General features: G+C 49.2%; 15 protein-coding genes. 4 read left to right on the forward strand and 11 right to left on the reverse strand.

The genetic code is table 11. The annotated features are described in order from the left end of the window. Positions 1–925: 925 nt before the first annotated feature. A complete protein-coding gene (locus B8987_RS14980) occupies positions 926–1,675 on the forward strand; it encodes a hypothetical protein (RefSeq protein WP_020373029.1) in 750 nt (249 codons plus the stop codon). Positions 1,676–2,652: 977 nt separating this feature from the next. Here the strand turns inward: B8987_RS14980 and B8987_RS14995 are convergent. From B8987_RS14995 to B8987_RS15010, 4 genes are all read right to left on the reverse strand, one after another. After that, positions 2,653–2,955 (reverse strand): hypothetical protein, encoded by a 303-nt coding sequence (locus B8987_RS14995; protein ID WP_020373026.1) that lies wholly within the window; start codon positions 2,953–2,955, stop codon positions 2,653–2,655. Positions 2,956–3,309: 354 nt separating this feature from the next. Further along, positions 3,310–5,334 (reverse strand): ABC transporter ATP-binding protein/permease, encoded by a 2,025-nt coding sequence (locus B8987_RS15000; protein WP_020373025.1) that lies wholly within the window; start codon positions 5,332–5,334, stop codon positions 3,310–3,312. Then, positions 5,324–5,779, reverse strand: coding sequence for a hypothetical protein (locus B8987_RS15005; RefSeq protein ID WP_020373024.1), 456 nt, complete (start codon positions 5,777–5,779; stop codon positions 5,324–5,326). Before B8987_RS15005 ends, B8987_RS15000 begins: the two co-directional genes overlap by 11 nt. Positions 5,780–5,834: 55 nt before the next feature. After that, entirely contained in the window at positions 5,835–7,799 is a 1,965-nt protein-coding gene (locus B8987_RS15010) for a glycoside hydrolase family 15 protein (protein WP_020373023.1), read from the reverse strand. 438 nt (positions 7,800–8,237) lie between these two features. Here B8987_RS15010 and B8987_RS15015 point away from each other — a divergent pair, with 438 nt between their 5' ends. Beyond that, positions 8,238–9,188 carry an NAD(P)H-dependent flavin oxidoreductase gene (locus B8987_RS15015; RefSeq protein ID WP_020373022.1) on the forward strand — a complete coding sequence of 317 codons (951 nt, stop codon included), beginning with the start codon at positions 8,238–8,240 and terminating at the stop codon, positions 9,186–9,188. Between the two features lie 37 nt (positions 9,189–9,225). On the opposite strand, the gene B8987_RS15020 is transcribed toward B8987_RS15015, so the two are convergent. The 4 genes from B8987_RS15020 to tnpA form a co-directional block, all read right to left on the reverse strand. Beyond that, complete coding sequence (locus B8987_RS15020) at positions 9,226–9,486, reverse strand: hypothetical protein (protein ID WP_020373021.1); 261 nt, start codon at positions 9,484–9,486, stop codon at positions 9,226–9,228. Between the two features lie 249 nt (positions 9,487–9,735). Continuing rightward, positions 9,736–11,016: an adenylosuccinate synthase gene (locus tag B8987_RS15025; RefSeq protein ID WP_020373020.1), complete on the reverse strand. Its 1,281-nt coding sequence runs from the start codon at positions 11,014–11,016 to the stop codon at positions 9,736–9,738. A 988-nt stretch (positions 11,017–12,004) separates the two neighbouring features. Next, on the reverse strand, positions 12,005–12,385 hold the full coding sequence (locus B8987_RS15030; RefSeq protein ID WP_020373019.1) for a hypothetical protein: 381 nt from the start codon (positions 12,383–12,385) through the stop codon (positions 12,005–12,007). A 43-nt stretch (positions 12,386–12,428) separates the two neighbouring features. Continuing rightward, a complete protein-coding gene (gene tnpA, locus B8987_RS15035) occupies positions 12,429–12,863 on the reverse strand; it encodes an IS200/IS605 family transposase (protein ID WP_020373697.1) in 435 nt (144 codons plus the stop codon). 66 nt (positions 12,864–12,929) lie between these two features. Here tnpA and B8987_RS15040 point away from each other — a divergent pair, with 66 nt between their 5' ends. Continuing rightward, positions 12,930–14,387, forward strand: a complete 1,458-nt coding sequence (locus tag B8987_RS15040; protein ID WP_084661941.1) for an RNA-guided endonuclease InsQ/TnpB family protein — start codon at positions 12,930–12,932, stop codon at positions 14,385–14,387. Positions 14,388–14,389: 2 nt separating this feature from the next. Here B8987_RS15040 and B8987_RS15045 read toward each other — a convergent pair whose 3' ends face one another. Both B8987_RS15045 and B8987_RS15050 read right to left on the reverse strand, forming a co-directional pair. Then, positions 14,390–14,746 carry an MBL fold metallo-hydrolase gene (locus B8987_RS15045; RefSeq protein ID WP_020373017.1) on the reverse strand — a complete coding sequence of 119 codons (357 nt, stop codon included), beginning with the start codon at positions 14,744–14,746 and terminating at the stop codon, positions 14,390–14,392. Positions 14,747–15,128: 382 nt separating this feature from the next. After that, a complete protein-coding gene (locus B8987_RS15050) occupies positions 15,129–16,319 on the reverse strand; it encodes a CaiB/BaiF CoA transferase family protein (RefSeq protein WP_020373016.1) in 1,191 nt (396 codons plus the stop codon). 278 nt (positions 16,320–16,597) lie between these two features. On the opposite strand from B8987_RS15050, the gene B8987_RS15055 reads away from it, so the two are divergent. Further along, positions 16,598–17,656 carry a D-alanine--D-alanine ligase family protein gene (locus tag B8987_RS15055; RefSeq protein WP_020373015.1) on the forward strand — a complete coding sequence of 353 codons (1,059 nt, stop codon included), beginning with the start codon at positions 16,598–16,600 and terminating at the stop codon, positions 17,654–17,656. A gap of 124 nt (positions 17,657–17,780) precedes the next feature. On the opposite strand, the gene B8987_RS15060 is transcribed toward B8987_RS15055, so the two are convergent. After that, entirely contained in the window at positions 17,781–18,677 is an 897-nt protein-coding gene (locus tag B8987_RS15060; RefSeq protein WP_084661680.1) for a dihydrodipicolinate synthase family protein, read from the reverse strand. Positions 18,678–18,714 lie beyond the last annotated feature (37 nt).

Here is an 18,714-nt window from a genome sequence, read left to right on the forward strand (position 1 = left end):
GGATAACATTTGCAAAGTCAAGACTTTCTCAGATCTCTTAGATAGAATCCGGTAATGAAGTGAGAGGGGGAATTGGGAAGTCTGAACACAAAAGAGCCTTTCAGATGGGGCAATATCATAACCGAATTCATGAGAATCCGCATTATAGTTGTGAACAGGGTAGAGTAGTTGCGGCCATCTCACGCTATGCGCAGTGAGATGGAGTTCACTAAACCCTTATGGAGTCGGGTTCGCCGTTGGCTCCGTACGCAAGCGCGGAGGTGTTGATGCATCTGCCCTGCGTTTGCTGTCTAAACGAGTTGAACGACAAGATCTCGACCAAGAAGGCCGTCAAAGATGCCAGGGGCATCATCATCAAGGGCCCATCCGGTGGTGGACCGGGATTTTCCGGATCATTACGTCGGTACTGTCCGGAATGCCGCACCGGGTTTAAGACGTGGGACTACAAGCCGTGCGGATGGTATTGGATGCTCTGCCCACGCTGACATGGTGTGACTCCATCCGGAGACTTGGTGATGGGGCGGCTTAAACCCGCGACCTCCAAGCCGGTAGACGCTGAGCGGGTCCTACCCCACCATTCTACGGAAGACTCTATGGGAAGTGACGGCGTATCTTCAACATGACGCTTATCTTCGGAGCTGACAACCGTCAGCGGCGCACACAACGATTGAAGCGGGGAACGATGCGGCACGACGCTTCTCCGTGGGAAATGACCCTGTAACCGCGTCTGACTCCCATGTCTTTCCTATCTTCTGCCAAGCGGAATGACGGACAATTTGGGCATTGACCCCGCGAAACTTGGGAGGATTCGTTCATGTGATGATAGTGAAGAAAAACCGCTCGCAAAAGAGGCGAAGGGAAAAGCCTTGAAAGACTCCATAAAGGTAAGGAACCAAGACAAAACCTTGAGGTAGGAGGACGAAGAATGGCGACGTTGTCGTGTGCCGTGGAAGAATTAAGTCGTCGGTTGAAGTCGTCTTTGAGGCCGTCACCGTGGATTCTTCGGCGTTCGCCCTATGAGTGTGAAGCTGTTGAGGAGACCGATGTACCACATGCGGGTCTCCGCGTACAAGTGATGGATGACACGCTCCCCGCCAGTCATCGTCTTACGTTTTTCTTTCCGTCAACGATGGTGGTCGCGCACGCCGATCAGGACTTTGATGACTGGATCGACATGATCCGGGCCGAACTCGATACCAGCTCCCATCAAGGGCAATGGCTTTACGACCCACGAACGGACGGCATGTGGGTGCATGCGACGGTTCTTGGCCACCAACCGATGGAGAAATATCCTGTGCCTCGCGCCTGGGGTGATTGTCAGGCATTATCGGCCCAGACCGCGTCGGGATTGGCATCGGCCTGCCGTGAACTGCGCCATGCCTTAACCCAGGGATGGGGTTCCTTCCAACGCGAGTCTCCGAATTCCGCTGACCCGGCATTAAAGGATGTAGTGATCATATCACAACCTATTGTGGGGTTGCAGATCACCGTCTGGTATTACAAATTTCCTGCAACGCATTGGTTGCGTATTCTGATTCCCCAAGAGATTGTGGATCAGCCGGAACATTGGGATCAATTCCCCATGCGCCTTCACGAAGACGTCTTGACCTATGGTCATCGATCCTTGTGGCAGTTTGATCCGGACACAGGAGGCATGCAGTTTCTATGGCGTTGACGCGGACGCGGGGGACCGTGATGACAGGAATGAACCTATGTCAATAAAATGGACACCCGAAATTGAGACATTAGCCGTGTCGCGCATGATACGTCGCATCGGCCTCGGCCGGAGTCTGATAATCCAGGGCACCATGGATCCGCTGCCGATTATAGAAAATCTCAATATAGGCAAAGATCCGCCCATTCGGCTTCCTCTCGGCTTCGAAATTTCGTCAGGTGAATGAGCTCCTTTTTCAGGAGGCTATGGGGCTGTCTCAAAAGGGTGGCTCCTGTGGGATAGGGAGACACCATGCGAAGGGCAACAAGCGTCCCTGATCATCCTTGGAGGGCGGTCTGCTTTAGGACGCTATGAGCTTTTAAGCCCCTTAAGAAGACGAGACAATCGCGATCTCTCCTGGTAGGATAATTATCAGTTTAGAGGAGAGAGTGTGCACGATGAGTCAAACCTATTCACCGGAATTCAAGCAACAGATTGAGATGTTCAATGTCATAAGTTCTTGAATCACAAAGATTGAATCACTCAATGCTGTGGTAAGGCTTTCGTTCCAATCCAGCTCTAAAGCCTGGCGCAAAAATTCTCGGTAAGGTAAAGTGCTCATTTTCCTTGAGCGTTGCCACATGGGATAAAAAACGTTTCTAGTCTCCGGCATATGAGGAGGAATTCCTACGTCTTTTGCGATCTTCATTATCGCTTCGATACAGGAAATGTCTACTTGAACTTGGTACATAATCTGATAAGCTAGCGCCTCTGACAAATGCCTCTTCCGTCGTTCGTCAGACGCGCGCTCGTGCTTAAGAGAGAGCCAATAGGCTAAATATGTGCCCGGCTAACACGTCGCGATACTCGAGAAGAATCCGTGCACCGTAGGCCAACAGCGCATCGCCAACAACAAGAGACCGAATGACCGTGGGCGGGGCCCTATCAGCTTTTTTAATAGGGCCGAAACAAGCACATTCGTATCAATGACGAGAATATCAGTTACACTCTTTGTGCCCCATGGGGGTACGCCGGGCTACAGAGATTTCATGGTTAATGTCTTCATCAGACAACCGATCCCTGCCCGATAGGTGAGAAAGTTCCTGTAAACGGTTCAAGGCCCGACCGGCCCGCGCTTGACGCATCGCCATCAGGTCGACCTCGAACGTTTCCTCAGTCACCGGCGACAAGATTGCAATAAGCTTCCCGTTAAAGGTCAGGACGATGTCTTCAGTCGCCGACAGCCATTCACCAAGGCTACGCGTCTTGGTTCGCAATGCCCGGACCGACACGAGTCGCATAATAGATCACCTCTATGATAACATAATGGGGCACAATCGTCATCCACGCAAGTTTCGGTTAGAGGAAGCGGTGATATTGACTGGATGACACCCTCGTGTTGATCTCCCCGGTTCTCCCATCAGTTTTTACGTGCCGACATTTCAAGGAGAACGTCCTTTAATCGTTTGGTAGCCAAGGTATAAACTTTATCCCGGTCCCTTGGGCCAAGTGCAATAATTTCCATAATGATCCGGTTGGTCTGGATGGGCCTATATTATCCGAAACCCTAATCCTACAGAGTTTTGTTAATTCGGCTTGGCATTAACTCGTCCAGTTCAGGATGGATCACGTGCAAAGGCAGGACATCGGAACTATTATTCTTGACGTAAAGCATCAACGGGATTTAAAGCGGCCGCATGCGAGGCAGGAATGGCCCCAGCAACAATGGAAACACCTGCGCCAAATAAGAGACCCAGGCCTCCGAGCCATAGGGGCAAACTAAAAATACCATGGCTCACTTGACTATTTTGCTTGATGACAACATTGATGATGGCACCCACACCACCTCCCAGTGCAATGCCCACGATGGCTCCAATAAGGCCAATAGATAAGGCTTCCAGTAAGAATAAACGAGAAATATCGCGACGTCTCGCGCCAATGGCACGCAAAATGCCGATTTCACGCCGCCGTTCTAATACGGCCATACTCATAACTACGCCAATCATGAGTCCAGCGACAACCAAGGCAATTCCTCCAACCGCGCCTAAACCTGTTTCGATGAGGCTGAAACTTTTATTAATCGAGTGGAGAGCCTGTTGTAGGGTGGTTGTGCTATAGCCCATGGCATCGATGCGATTGGCTAAAGACGAGACTTGCGACAAACTGTCCGCCAGAACGGTTGCTCCGGGATAATGCACATCATGAGGATTGGCCGAAAAGCTCTGAATCCAGTTGAGGGCCGTAGGATAAGAAACGTATCCGATTCCAGAATTCACAAATCCGGTAATTATTACCCGTTGAGGGGGAAGTGGATGAATAGGACCGGATAAGCCTTCTCCCGCAAAAAGACCACCACTCATGGTTTCGATGTGCAGGGTGATCGGCTTGCCTAAAAGTTGGGCAATACGGGGATGGTGGCCGCCTATAAGCGCTTTAGCAACGCTCAAGGGGATGACGATATGTCGTAGGTCATTTGACAAATGACCTTGTACAACTGTCGGGAGAACGCCGGAAATGGACCATAAGTTTCTTGGGGGCAGGGGACTTAGGGCAGCAGTGGTCGATCGTCCGTGATAAGTGACGCCCGTTAAAAAGGTCGCATTGATATAGGCCGCTCGTGCTCCGGGTAGATGAGCAAATTGGTGCAAAGTACGAGAGGTAATGGCGTGTGAAGGGCCGGAAACAACTTGAGGTCCGAAAGGCCCTGAGCCGGATTTATTGCCTTGGGGTGAAACATTAATCGCGGTTAAGGGTCCCAAGGAAACAATCCCCTGAACAACGTTCGACTGTAATCCTGTTCCTAGGCCAATCAATAACACCATGGCGGCGACACCTATGGCAATACCCAATCCCGTTAACAATCCGCGTGTTAACCGTTTGACGAGAGAATGCCAGGCTAACTGATATAACGTCCACAGGCGTATATGACCAAGTCGTTCGGGTTGAATATTTAAAGACGAGCTGCTGTCATGGCGGCTTTCTTCATGAACGATGCCGTCACGGATGCGAAGAACCCGATCGGCATACCGAACAAATTCCTCATTATGAGTGACAATCACCACGCAATGACCGTCCTCGTGAGCCAAAGATGTGAGCAGATCCATAATCTCTTGCCCACTGGCACTATCTAAATTACCTGTCGGTTCATCGGCCAGGATGAGAGGCGGATTGGCTGCCAATGCCCGGGCAATAGCGACGCGTTGTGCTTGTCCACCAGAAAGCTCGCCGGGCTTATGATTCCAGCGTTCACCGAGCCCCACGCGGTTTAAAAGTTCGATAGCACGGCGGCGGCGAGCTTCTTTAGAGACGCCAGCCAGCATCAGTGGTAATTCGACGTTTTCTAACGCGGTCATGTTGGCAATGAGATGAAAGGACTGAAAGATAAAGCCGACGGTTTCACGCCGGTATTTGGCCAATTCATCTGATGTCCAGTGACTGATATCTTGTCCAGATATGATGATATCACCAGAGGTCGGTCGATCCATGCCTCCAAGAATGTGCAAAAGGGTCGACTTTCCGCCACCCGAGGGCCCCAAGACGACCGCCACAGTACCATAGGAAAAAGCAAAGGACACATCGTGAAGGGCGATCACGTTTTCTGTGCCACGACGATAAACTTTTTCGACATGACTGAGGCGAACCAATGGTTCGGATGAAGTAGGCGCGGAATTAAATGGCATCACGATCACTCGGCTTTTTGATGACCAATCCCCCAATGGATCCAATAATGAGCGTGAGAATCCCATAGGTTAACACCGATAATAGCCAATCTGTAAAATGAGCTACTGGCGAATTGGCGATTTTGACAATTTGTTGGAGTTGCGCTGAAGATAGCACATGATGGTGCAATTGTCTTTTCAAATCGTTGGCTGTGACATGAACAAAGAATGGGGTAATCCCAGCTAAGAACCCATAGATGGCGCCGGTCGCGGAGGCAAACCACCCAGGATGGCCTGATGATATTTTGGCATGCTGTCCAGCGATGAAGGCCACCACCAGAATTAAGAAATCTAATATGTAGCTAATAACAAGGGTGTGAAAGGGTGCGATTAAACCTATGAGAAATTGAATAATTCCTAAGATAACTGCAGCCAGCAGATATTGCCAATTTGGACGTGTGAGCATGATATCGATCCTTTCGGAAAACCGCGATAATTATTTATTATACCCGAGCCAATCACTAAAAACTGGCGTTAACGAGTGACCGGTAACGGTCAATATAATGTAAGACGGTCGAAGCTAATGCGGCGTGAGACCACGTTAAAGGGGAGACAGACAAGGGTTCTCCCGTGACCGGATGCAACTGTTCTGGGAGCAGGCCACTGGGAAGCGCATGATTTGCGACCCAAATCAAGGTCTCGCGGGGAGCACGCAAATCACCAATGGTACGAGCCTTGGCAATTTTCCAATCCGCGACCCATAATGTGGAGATGAACCAGGGATTAATCGGCGCGTCATCGTCTCCTGAGCGAAAATAACTATCGCCTTCATATCGTCCAATGCCGCCCACCTCAGTTTTGACGGTTAACGTCGATTCGACGGCTTCCATAGTGCGAACGATTCGCTCATCATCGGCCGGTAATACATCAAAGGCCCACAAGCCAAAGACACTGCTGTCAATGGTCTTGTCAAAGACCCACCGACCATTTTCCCGAACTAAGCCCCTAACAAAAATGCCGCGTTCTTGATCATAGAGCCGGGATAGGATACCTCGTTTGACCATTTGCGCCGTTTTATGGTAACGCTCACTGAGATAGTCATTACCATAAAGGCGGAAGAAGTTGGCGGCAGCGATTAACCCCCCATAGACGGCACTACTTGTGAACGTAAAGATTCCGTAACGTTCTTCCCACAGATCATAACTGGGTTTGGGCAATTCGAGGGCATTATCAATATACCGGGCCAAAAACGCTGCAGCGGGCCGGATAAGCGTATCATAAACAGACTGGGGAAAGTCAATTTCTTGATGATGGACAAAGTCGCGCCAAAGAGCGATCAGGGTCAAGCCAGTTTCGTCTTCTTGAATAGGTAACCGCCGTTCTTTCTGAACTACGTAAGGATGCCAACTCGAACCGACAGTTCCATCCGGATTATATTTATGTCGTAAATATCCTTCGTCGGTGAGAGCATCCGCACAAAACCGGAAGAACGGCCGGACCATTCCATGATAACCCGCTTCCGACATCGTAATGGCCGCTAGTGCCCCGTCGCGAGGCCAAACATAATTATAATGATCCCGGTTGTACTGAAGAATATCCGAGTCCAAAGCGGCCACGATCGCTCCATTGGCATCGGTGTGGACGCGCACCATTAATAAGCTCATATAAAAGAGGTCACGCACTCGAGAGGGTAAGTCTGCAAACCATGTGCCGGATTTTTCTGCCCAGCGCTGCCAATAGACAATTACCCGATCAAGAAGCATATTGACCCCGCTATCCTTGACATATTCATCAAGATCCGTGACTTCGTCAAGAGTCGAACCAATGGCCATCCAGTAATTTAGGAGCTGGGTTTCTCCAGGTTTAAGAAACAATCGAAAACTGATGACACTGTCGACCGATCCCTGGGCAATGGGATTTTCCATCAGTTCCCCGTCTTCTGCATCCCGCCACGTTCCTTCACTGTGATTGAACCGCTTAACGCCCGTGGAATACTGGAACAATCGGGTGCCTTCGGTGGCACCGTTAAACAAGAAGTAGGTACCGCGCTTATAATGATAAATAACGTGGCGTTCCGGATCATATACCGCTGTGTCTCCCACTTCAGTTTCCGAAATCATTAAATCATTATTGAAAAAGACGCGAACTTCGCGCCCTTCAGGGGCGAGGTTAGTAATGGTCATCCGTTTTAGATACACGTTAAGACGTTGATGGACCGCGTCTTCCGATGTGATGCTTAACTCCATACCGGGATGCGTTGCGCGGATATTAGTGACCAAAGATTTTTCATGGTAACCGAGGTCAAATTGCCATTCCGGATCGCGCCACCACGAAAATTTTCCGTCAACCCACACGCCAATGGCACAACGGTGGCCCCCTACATGGTTGAGTTCACCCACATAGGGATAATAGATGTCGCGAATTTGTGCAGTATCATCGAATCCGATAGCAATATGTCCATTTCCAATGACTAAATGTCGTGGCATCTGTTTGTTCCTTTCTCTGTTCGCTAGGCTTTTGCTTTATGCGTATCATATGTTCTTGGTGTATTGATGGTCGACTTCGGGTGGATCCATGTGATGTGACATTCTTTATTTTTCACATTATAGGGGATCCTCACGACACCACCGGACTTTTTGTTTAATAGATCAGATCCGTTATTGATCAGACGAGGATTGATTAACTCGTTAGTAAAATGCATGGCCAACATGGACTGTCATTTGTCGTAGGGCAGCATTAACGAATCATTCAAAGGGTCGTTATCCGCCATTCAGATCCCCTATTTGTTTGGCGAAATCAACCAACACATGGCATTTTACCGACTCTTAGTGCTAGTCTTATGTCAAAGAATACCACGAACGATGACTATTCCCATAATCTATTCGGGAAGAAATGTCATCGACGGCGGAAAGGAGGCTGCTCAGATGATTTCGACAAGGGTGACTCAACAATGGCATTTACGGTATCCCGTGATTTCAGCTCCCATGTTGGGGGTGTCAGGGGGCGCATTGGCGTCTTCGGTAAGTTCTGCGGGTGGCTTGGGGATGATTGCCGTAGGACCGGCCCAGGATGGCCATTGGATAAAAAGTGAAGTGGCAAAGATCGCACCGGGCCTACATTTTGGTGTGGGTTTTATTGAATGGGATGTGGCACGCCGTCCACAAATATTGGAGGAGACGTTAAGCCTTCAGCCCTTTTTGGTTTCGATTTCCTTTGGGTCCGTAAAACCGTACGTACATCGCGTCCATGAGGCTGGAGCACTTGTTGTCACGCAAGTGAACAGTCTTGAGGATGCCCGCAGCGCCGAAGAATGCGGAGTCGATGCGGTAGTGATTCAGGGGCGAGAAGCCGGAGGACACACAGGCGAATTATCGACTCTTACACTCTTGCAGAGTGTTGTTCCGATAATGCACATTCCCGTCTTGGCGGCTGGAGGCATTGCGACGCCTCAAGGCATTTGTGCGGCTTTAATGGCGGGTGCTGAAGGAGTCTGGATGGGAACCCGGTTTGAAGCGTGCCACGAATCACTGTTAGTCGATCGTATCATCTCGCGTCTAATCGAAAGCCATGCGGAAGATACCGTGATAACCCGTCTTTATGACCAAATCCTTCACGCTCCCTGGCCATCCAAATATCCCGGGCGGGTCGTGAGTAACCAGTTTGTTCGTCGCTGGTTATCTCAAGAGATTACAGATGATGCGGCAAAGGAATTAACGGAAGGCGTACAGGCTTATGATCCCGATACAATTCCGATTTATGCCGGTGAAAGTGTGCAATTTGTTCAAGACCGCGAATCGGCTCACCATGTTGTTGTCCAGTTGATGCAACAAGCCGAAGCATGGTGGAAGGAACGGAGCCAGGTCATATCAAGCTAAACAGCCAGTTCGGCCGTTTAGCTTGTTGGCTGGAACGTTAAAGCGTGGCAGGCGGTTCACTGCCTGGAGGGCTTTGGCGTCTAGTGAGTTCTTGCTGGATCATATCAATCGCATCATTGAGGGTATCACGACGGGCCGTTAAACGTCTCAACATGGATCTTAATGTAAAATCATCGAGTTTGCCTAGGGTGTCTTGTGAAAAGGACGCAAAGGGAATAAAGCGATGTAACAAATCCTGGATTCCTGCATCGAGCCGATCAAAATCAAAAATGGTGTCATCGTTAAACGTGAACTTCATCACGATCCCTCCTTGAGATATCTCTCCCCAACACCTACGGTCTTATTGTATCATTCTGCCCATGAGAGGATGGTGAGGATACCACTTTTTAGGCAGGAATCCTACGTGAACAGCGGCGATAGTGACTTTTCCCTGGGACAGTTAGCCGAACGATTCCTAGATGGCACTTATAAGCCAATTGACAACGCACTTCCTATACCTCGAGACGTAAAAAGATCAAAGGTCCATAAAGTGGTGAGAATGCTCGGATTACGGCTTCACAACGATTTGCTCCCGCTGCGGACCTACTGAGATGTAGCGAATTTTCGTGTCAATCAGTGCTTCAATTCTCTCTACATACTGCCTGGCGGTTTGAGGCAAATCCTCGTAATGTCGAATGTTGGTAATATCTGTTCTCCAGCCTGGCATCTCTTCGAACACAGGCTGTGCTTGGGAAAGTTCGGCCGTCGGAGGAAATTGTGTGATGGTATTATCATCTAGGGCATATGCGGTGGCAATGGGAATATTGTCAAGATAACTTAAAACATCTAAATTCGTGAGGGCGACTTCCGTAGCGCCTTGGATCATGCACCCATAACGTGTGGCGACGGCATCGAACCATCCGACGCGCCGGGGACGTCCTGTGGTTGCCCCATACTCACCAGCATCGCCGCCTCGTGCCCGTAACACGTCTGCGTCTTGACCATGCAATTCAGTCACAAACGGCCCCGCTCCCACACAGGTCGAATAGGCTTTAGTGACGGCAATAATCCGGGTGATCGAATAGGGCGGAAGTCCCGCTCCGACACTGGCGAAGCCTGCCAATGGCGATGAGGATGTGGTGAAAGGATAGATTCCGTGATCAGGATCACGCAATGCGCCGAGTTGACCTTCTAACAAAATCGCTCGATTATTGTTTAAAGCTTCGTGAAGCATCGACGTGGTATCACAAACATAAGGCGCTATGGCATCAGCATGATGTGATACGAGTTCGGTGATTTCATGGGGATCTTGAATCGGCAGTTGATAAGCCGTAGGCAATAAGAAATTTTTTAACGCTAAATTTCGCTCAATACGCTGTGCCAACCGATCTTTGACAAACAGGTCGGCGACTTGTACCCCAATTTTAAGAAACTTATCCGCATAAAATGGGGCTATTCCTGAACGAGTGGAACCAAACTGATTGGCACCAAGACGCATTTCTTCAGCTTGGTCTAGTAACATATGAACAGGAAGAATGACTTGCGCCCGGTCGGAGATATGTAAATGGGAGGGAACAATTCCGCGGTCTTTAAGATTTTGCAATTCCTCGGCCAGTCCTATCGTATTTAACGCCACTCCCGGCCCGAGAACATTATGAACGTGCGGATAAAATACTCCCGACGGCAACATATGCAGAGCAAATTTTCCAAATTCATTTAGGATTGTATGACCTGCATTACTTCCTCCTTGGAAACGCACAACAAAATCCATATTCCGTGCTAAATAGTCGGTAATCTTGCCTTTTCCTTCATCGCCCCAATTAGCACCAACAACAGCTGTGACGGTCATCCGCTCGCATCCTCTCTTCTCAAAACCCTATTTGCTAAGTATAATGCACTTTGCTTCGTTAGTGTACTAAATTAAGTATACCGCTACTCTGACGAATGTTTATGATTGCGCCTTAAATCGTTCTCCATATCATTTCTCGGTTGTTGGTGGACGAAATTTGTTCGAGTTCCATGGGGGCCTTATACATTGATGTTATAGAGTGTGATGGTCATGCATTTCTTCTGCGACTCTAGAAAGTTAGAGGCATTAGAGAAACAGTTATTTTAGAATTATCACAACAGGATTGAGCACAAGATGGCATTTGTGTTTTGTTTCAAAGTTTCCCTCTCAATTAACCCTTTGGGATAACGGGACGTTCAAATAAACGGCCGGGTCGGCATTCGCGAACTGTTTATTTTCACAGACTTGAGTCGTTTCTCGCTGGAAGCTCCTTTCTTGTCTCAAGCGGGAGAGGATTCGGGTATTATCACTCGTTAGCAGAACCCAACAGAAAAAATCAGGATAACGGAGGGTTTAAAATAAACATCTATGCACTCCACAAATATGTCAAGGTAGTTGCCTCTCGTTACGACGGGGTACCTTACCGGTGGTGGGAAGCCTGCCTTGAAAGAAGGACCGAGAATGAGCTCGTAACCATCATTCCGCGCGGAACATTGATGAAGCAGACGGGGAAATCATGGACAACACAAGTCAACCGGCGTACCGTTTATTGGCGAAATCAGCTCTACAGATTGACTAAGTCGTACACGGATGAGGTGGAAAGGGAACAACTATATGTCAATATCGGATCTCCATTTGTACGGCGTATTACTCTGATTATGAGTTGGATCTCTGCAGGAATCATTGAGGACATTGCTGATCGGCCCCTGCGTTATCGGTCAGTTCTAGGGCTTTGACCGAAGAAGTTAGTTTAATGTCTTTGGTCAATACTCAACTTCGTGATATGCGTAATTGATATCAGCGGTTCTATAACTTGGAGCACTTCTTCTTATCCATCTATTGATACGAGTTCATCAAGGAAGTCGGCAATTTGCTTGTGCAGTATAGGACCATGACCTGTGGCTAAAAACATCGCGTCTTTATAGGAAGATAGCAGCTTTATCCCCTGAACAAATGTTTCAAACTGATACTTGTGACGGTCCGTGGAGTTTTGCGACCACGAGACCATAAAAGCCCGAGTTTTATCGCGTAAGTCTTGGCCAAACGTTAATAACCCATTATGAGGCAGCTTATCTCCAAAAAAGCAGATATAATCTCCACAAAACAAACAATGTGTGGTGGTGTCATATAACGCTATGGATCCTTGGGTATGGTGTCCCAACAACAAATAAGACAGGCCATACAGTTCACCTATGTTGGAGTTGAACACAATGCCCGCGCATGCCCCTTCTTAGGCGATAGCCAAGAGGGGGTCAAGCGGGCGGCGGCCTCTTGGCCGCCTTGCGGGGTTTTTCTTGCGTCCCTTGGGCTTCGACGTAACGTTTCACCGTCTCCAGCGAGGCTTCACCGACGCTCCCGACATAATATGCGCGATGCCAGAAGTATGGCTTCCAATAGAATTTCGCTAAATGATCGGCAAATCGATTGCGCATCCGCCGCGCACTGGCGGATTTAAGATTGTTAATCAAGGTAGACAGGTTCAGCGCAGGATGGATACCCACCAGCAAATGGACATGATCTGCTTCCCCCCCGAACTCAATCAGGGTACAGCGCCAGTCGTTCAGGATTTCTGCGAACGCCTCTCGCAAGGCCGCGAGGAGTTCTGACGTTAATGTCTTCCTTCGATATTTGGTCACGAAGACGATATGTAGCCGAAGAGAGTACACTGCATGTGAGGCAGACATCATTTCTGTGTCATTCATAGTAGCTTAATGATATAATAGATGTCCGAATCAACGCAAGGAGGTGAGGGCATGCTGAACGGGTATAAGTTTCGCCTGTATCCGAGTCCAGAGCAGGAGCCGATCTTGCTCCAGTGGATCGGGTGTCAACGCCTCATCTACAACGCCAAAGTGCAAGAAGATCGCTATTTTCGCCGATTTCAGCGGCGGATGGTCGGGACTGTGGGCGAAGACATTCCTGTCGACCAACAGTACAGCCGCTTCATTACGGCAAAGACCGCATTCCTCCGCCAAGTGCCCTCCCCAGTGTTGCGCAATGGCGCGGTGCGCTGGCGACAAGCCTATCAACGGTTTTTTCAGAAACTGAGTGGTCGCCCAAAGATGAAGCGGAAATCCGGGCGACAAAGTGTCTGGCTGACCTCGGAGTTGTTCGAATTTCGTCCGATAGTCGATGACACCCCCGGCGCGGTGTGCGGGTATCACCTGCATGTCGGTACCGACAAATTTCCCGTCGGGATCATCCCGTATGTGGCCCATCGGCCGCACGCTGTGCCGGCTTCGATATATCTTGCCATCGAAGGGGGGCAGTGGTGGCTCTCGTTTGCGGCGGAGGATCTGACCGTCACGATTCCCGGCAAGGAGGGAGACGCGGCAACCGAACGCATCGCCGAGGATTTACGGCACCTCTCTGCTGACCAACTCGCCGAGCGCACGCTCGGCGGAGATCGCGGGATTGCCAAGCCCCTCATGACCTCCGACGGTCACGTGTTTGATCTCCTACCGGTGCAGCAAACCCGAATCCAGAAAGCGCGGCGGCAGCACCGACGCTGGCAACGACGGGCTGCCCGCAGAAAAAAAGGATCGCAAAATCAGAAGAAAGCCTACCGAAAAGTGGCTCACTACCCCCAGTACGAAAAGAACGTCCGACACGAGTATGCGCATCAGACCAGTCACGCGCTTGTGGTCCACGCAGCCTACGACCTGTACGTCTTTGAGAATCTGCCTATCCAGCAGATGACCAAACGGCCCAAAGCAAAAAAAGACGCCCAAGGCCATTTTCTGCCCAACGGGCGGGCCGCGAAAGCGGGCCTGAACCGGGCTATTCTCGCCTCGGCATGGGGCCAGGTGGTCATGTTCACGCGCTATAAAGCACGGCGCCGAGGCAAACTCGTCATCACGGTTCCGCCCCAACACAGTTCGCAGGAATGTGCTGAGTGTACATTCACTGCCCCGGACAATCGGCCTTCCCAGGCTGCGTTTGTCTGTCAACGCTGCGGACACAGGGACAATGCGGACCACAATGCCGCCCGCGTGATCAAAAAACGCGGGATTCAGAAACTCCTGTCCGGAGAACCGCTTACGACATCGCGTAAAACGACGCGGATTTTTCGGACACTAGGGCCGGAACGGTCCGAAGTCACGCCTGGGGAGACTCACATAAGACGTGCTCCGTCAAAGACGGACATGCACAGGTCGCAGAACCAGGAACTTCGCGGAGTGATCCGGGAAACCCCCACCTCAACCCGATAGGGTTAGGTGGCGGGAGAGTTCATTGTATTAAATCCTTCGATTTGCTCATGGGAAAGGCGATCACAATCATCTCTATGAATCCATTTCTCGGCTTTTTGAAAAAGGTGACTTGCTCCAATGTGATCAGAATGTCCATGCGTTGCAATGAAAACATCAATACTATCTGACTCAACATGAAGTTGCGTCAATGCCTTGATTAACAAGTTGCCTTGGTCTTCTTTACCACAATCCAGCAGTAACAACTTACCGTCTCGGTTAATTAGATAACAGTTGTTGTATGAATGCCATGAAGGATCCCATAGGGCAATACCAAAGACTGAATCAGTAATTTGTGTGATTTCAACGCTCGAATCCTTCATAGTGAAAAGCATCTCCTCCAAATATTTTATGAAAACAATCATAATGAGGTGTTTTAGCATGTTGCTGGAGCGACTTAGGTGGGTTTTCTGAAACCACGCTTTAACACAATGATAGATTTCGTATTGAGAATCGTAAACGGTGGGAAGGGCCATTGTAACAGGTGGCTTGCATATTCTACAAGCGGTTGATAAATTCCTAAAAATGTGAGGGGTTTTCTTATGTCCCACAACTCGAATAAATATAAGCCATGTGCTACTTCCAAATTATTTGTTGTATTCTCTGATTTTCATTTGATTTTGGTGTCATGACGGTGTGGGACAATTATAACCACTCCATCCGAATACTAATAGGAACGCGTGTAGCTACATGTTGGGTTAATGGTTAATCTGATGAGCGATGCTTAGTAGTGTCATGAGACGGCGATAATTTTAGGCCGAATTGTTCCAAAATCACTTGGGTGTGCTCTCCGAGCAATGGCGGAGGATTGCAATTGGGTGATGAATCCGGTCCCGCCAAAAATCGAACAGGGGGTGCAATTTGCAACAGTTTGCCGGCTACAGGATGATCGACCGTGAAAATATCATGACGTTGTGTGACATGGGGATCACGATAAAGATCAGAAAGGTGATAAATAGGGCCAGCAGGAATTCCCGATTCTCGAAACAAATCGACCCATGTTTTGACTGATTTGTCACGAAAAATTAGCTCTAAGGCGTTAACCAGTTCATCACGATGTTCGACCCTGTCGGCATTGGTGCGAAAACGGCTATCATCCTGCCATTCGGGATGGTTGATGACTTGGCAGAACTTTTGCCACAATTTTTCATTACCAACAGCGAGATTAAAATACCCATCTTGTGCGGGAAAGGTTTGATAGGGACAAATGCTAGGATGCGCATTACCCATTGCTCTCGGATCTTGCCCGGTGGCGCAATAATTCGTTGCTAAATAGGTTTGAAAAGCCATCATCGATTCCAATAGGGAGATGTCAATCCACTGGGGTTCGGGATAAGTGGTTCGCCGATGTAATGCGGTAAGGATTCCGATAATCGCCCACATTCCTGCACTAATGTCGGCTAGAGAAAACCCTGCTTTCAGTGGTGGACCTCCTACTTCTCCGGTGACCGCCATCAATCCTCCCATACCCTGAGCAATGACGTCATAGCCGGGTTCTTGAGCATACGGTCCGGTTTGGCCGAATCCCGAAATGGATGCGAGAATAATCTGAGGATTAAGTTCGCTGAGAGTCTTAAAACCGAGTCCCAATCGTTCGAGTGTTCCTGGGCGAAAATTTTCAACGACGATATCGGCGTGTCGAATGAGCTCGCACAGACGCGTACGATCGGTATCGGTCCGTAAATCAAGCATGACGCTACGTTTATTGCGGTTGATGCTAAGAAAATAGGTGCTTTCGCCGTCAATAAAGGGAGGACCCCAGTGCCGAGTATCATCGCCCTGAGGGGGTTCAATTTTAATGACCTCTGCACCTAAATCCGCAAAATACATTGTGCAATAAGGGCCACTGAGAATGCGCGTTAAGTCAATAATGCGAAGTCCCTCAAAGGGTTTCATGATGACCTCCTGACGATCAAGTCATGTTGCCGTGTTGCCTGGTTGATAGAAAGAATATGTTCAATGAGGCGAAATTAGCTCCTTAATCTATCGCGAACCCTTGTCATGCCCTTAACCCATTATAAATGAAGATACCTGCGACGTGACAGAACATAAAGCTTCCATGCTACGGGGAAAATTCGAGAGTTATCTGAACTGATGGTGTCGCTTTAAGTCACGGATAAGGAATGATACGATAGATGGGATTTGTAAGGATGAACTCAATAAGGAGGATAAGTATGAAAGAGTGGCTCGGTCCCATTGCGGTATTGTATCCTGCCGAACAAGAGACACAGTCGATCTTGCGGCAACCGCCAGAAGCCCGGGAAACAACTGCCGATATTGCCTACGCCCTCAAAGAGTGCCGTGTTCCCATTATTACGCCCGTCGCTGAACCTGATCCGCATGACGCGTATCAATGGAGTTTTCCGGATACCAATGACGGGATCAACCAGGCGCTAAGTCAAGGAGCTCGTATTTTATGGCCCTATGTGCCCATGGATACAGAGCATCCATTGTCATCCCGACTCGAAGAAGGGATGGGGATTACGGGGCAAATGCCCGTGTTAATTGACCCGTTAGAAAGCAAAGCCTTTTCCCATAATGTTATTCAACATGGTGGCATTGTTATGCCTTTAGCCACATCAGCGGATGCCAAAGACATTATTAGCCAATTCGATATTTATTCAGCTCCTTATGGAATGGATTTTCCTTTGATTGTTAAGCCAGTTCGTGGCTATGGTCGACGCAATGTGCGGCTCGTTCATAACCGTGAGGAATTAATGGATATCGTGGAACATTGGGACCGTGCCAGTGCGGGTGATGAGGTCATGATTCAAGCTTTCTTGCCCGGTGAGGAAATTACCATCGTGGTATTTCCCCCAGGCGATTATCAGATTGACGAAACGGAGATACATAAGACAAGGTATTGGGCGTTGCCGCCGGTTCACCGCATCCATCATGTCGATCAGATCTTGCCACCGGATGTGCCCTTATTGGAGACAGTAGAACCGTTTGAACCAACGGACGAGGTGACTGTTCGCGAAGCCGCAGCCCAAGCAATGAAACTTGCCGATTTAGTACAGAGCCGCAGTGTGATTACGGTGGATTTTCGTCAAGATGCGTCAGGGCAATTTCGGATTTTTGATGCAAATTTTGTGCCGGATTTAGCCGGTGGAAATCGTCCGGGACGGGAACAAGCCCAAAGTCTAGTCGCTTACGCGGCCCAAGTTTTCGGTTGGGAATATCCCGAACTTATTGAGAATCTCGCCCGCCAATGGTGGACATTTGAAGAATAATTCTCTTCGGTAACGTGCATCAAGGAATTCACGGGTCCGGGTAATGGAATAATGAAGGAAGCCCACGAGCACTAAAGAGGGCTTCCTTCATATTCATCGCATCCACATCATGCTCGCTCCGTGCTCATTCCGACATAAGATGATAACGCTTAAGAACCGCAGAAATGGCCAGAGCAGCGGGAGCATCTTTGGCTAAGGGCTGATATGGCGCCATTAAATAACCCGGGTGGTGGTCAATGGCGGCAGCCGCAAATTTAAAGCCCCGCACTCCGTCGGTTTGACGCAAGGCCGTTGCTAAGTCAATCAGTTGGTATTCTAATTGACGTGCCTCCGCCCAATGGTTATTGGCCACATGCTCCGCTAATTCAACAATCCATTGAGGCACAATGTTGCCTGACCCGACTACAGCGCCATGTCCTCCGACAGCCAAAGCGGGAAGGACGAGTGTTTCCGTCCCGATTAAGACTTTAAAGTCGGGAATATGGCGTGTGAGGTGCAAAACCCGAAGGAAATAGTCGAAGTCACGGCTACTGTCCTTAATGCCCATAATTTGGGGATGGGTCGATAATTTGGCGACCACCTCTGCTGGAATGCTGATTTTGGTATACGGGGGGATATTGTAGAGCATGATGGGGAAGGGAGAGCGGTCAGCTAATGACAAATAAAAGACCTCAACATCTTGGGCATTCATCGGATAATAAGACGGTGGGGGAATCAGCAATCCCGCTAATGGCAGGTTAAGGCACGCATCTAAATCCCTGATGATATCATCTTGAACGGTGCCCATAACACCGGAATAGACTGGTTGTTTGCCGCCCACAAGTTCCAAAACGGTTTCACGCACTTGCTGTCTTAAGGAAAGAGGGAGACTGGCGCCTTCACCGGTCGAACCTAAAATAGATAGGCCAATATGATGAGCTGCTAAAATGCGCTGAATTAATCGTTTGAGGGCCAGAGTATCGAGCTGACCATCGTCGGTTAGTGGGGTAATCATGGCTGTCTGCAATAGATAAGATGACATGATGTTCTCCTTTGTCGATGACGACGCTTACGCGGAA

Source organism: Sulfobacillus thermosulfidooxidans DSM 9293, assembly GCF_900176145.1.
Lineage (GTDB): Bacteria > Bacillota > Sulfobacillia > Sulfobacillales > Sulfobacillaceae > Sulfobacillus > Sulfobacillus thermosulfidooxidans.

Bases quoted from the DNA above. Each gene is read 5' to 3' on its own strand.
- B8987_RS15050 (WP_020373016.1), bottom strand. From the start codon at position 16,319: ATGAAACCCTTTGAGGGACTTCGCATTATTGACTTAACGCGCATTCTC.
- tnpA (WP_020373697.1), bottom strand. From the start codon at position 12,863: ATGATGTCTGCCTCACATGCAGTGTACTCTCTTCGGCTACATATCGTC.
- B8987_RS15045 (WP_020373017.1), bottom strand. From the start codon at position 14,746: ATGAAGGATTCGAGCGTTGAAATCACACAAATTACTGATTCAGTCTTT.
- B8987_RS15005 (WP_020373024.1), bottom strand. From the start codon at position 5,779: ATGCTCACACGTCCAAATTGGCAATATCTGCTGGCTGCAGTTATCTTA.
- B8987_RS15040 (WP_084661941.1), top strand. From the start codon at position 12,930: ATGCTGAACGGGTATAAGTTTCGCCTGTATCCGAGTCCAGAGCAGGAG.
- B8987_RS15055 (WP_020373015.1), top strand. From the start codon at position 16,598: ATGAAAGAGTGGCTCGGTCCCATTGCGGTATTGTATCCTGCCGAACAA.
- B8987_RS15060 (WP_084661680.1), bottom strand. From the start codon at position 18,677: ATGTCATCTTATCTATTGCAGACAGCCATGATTACCCCACTAACCGAC.
- B8987_RS15015 (WP_020373022.1), top strand. From the start codon at position 8,238: ATGATTTCGACAAGGGTGACTCAACAATGGCATTTACGGTATCCCGTG.
- B8987_RS14980 (WP_020373029.1), top strand. From the start codon at position 926: ATGGCGACGTTGTCGTGTGCCGTGGAAGAATTAAGTCGTCGGTTGAAG.
- B8987_RS15010 (WP_020373023.1), bottom strand. From the start codon at position 7,799: ATGCCACGACATTTAGTCATTGGAAATGGACATATTGCTATCGGATTC.
- B8987_RS14995 (WP_020373026.1), bottom strand. From the start codon at position 2,955: ATGCGACTCGTGTCGGTCCGGGCATTGCGAACCAAGACGCGTAGCCTT.
- B8987_RS15000 (WP_020373025.1), bottom strand. From the start codon at position 5,334: ATGCCATTTAATTCCGCGCCTACTTCATCCGAACCATTGGTTCGCCTC.
- B8987_RS15020 (WP_020373021.1), bottom strand. From the start codon at position 9,486: ATGAAGTTCACGTTTAACGATGACACCATTTTTGATTTTGATCGGCTC.
- B8987_RS15025 (WP_020373020.1), bottom strand. From the start codon at position 11,016: ATGACCGTCACAGCTGTTGTTGGTGCTAATTGGGGCGATGAAGGAAAA.